Annotated in this window: 1 protein-coding gene; it reads left to right on the top strand. The window is 38.3% G+C overall.

Going from position 1 to position 256, the window contains the following annotated elements; all coding sequences use genetic code 11:
- Positions 1-256 (top strand): hypothetical protein (locus SB749_RS20075; protein WP_410711858.1); only part of this gene is annotated, 256 nt, incomplete at both ends.

Genomic DNA, 256 nt, shown 5'->3' with positions numbered 1-256 from the left:
CTATTCACCATTGTGAAATACGAGTCATATCAAGAGTTTTCGAATGATCACGAAACAGAACCCAGAACGGAAGAAGAACCTATCGCAGAACGAAGACGGAACGAAAGCGGTACGAAGTCGGAACTATATCAAGAATTAAAGAATTTAAGAATTAAAGAAGAAGAGGAAAAGAGAGCCTCAGTAGAAAATGATCTAACTCCTTTCCAGCAAATCGAAGAAAAGTACTTATCACGAAAAGGTGGGTTGATGTTAACAC

It is taken from the genome of Brevibacterium sp. SIMBA_078, from assembly GCF_046534565.1.
Lineage (GTDB): Bacteria > Actinomycetota > Actinomycetes > Actinomycetales > Brevibacteriaceae > Brevibacterium.
This window is presented reverse-complemented; position numbering and strand designations above follow the sequence as displayed.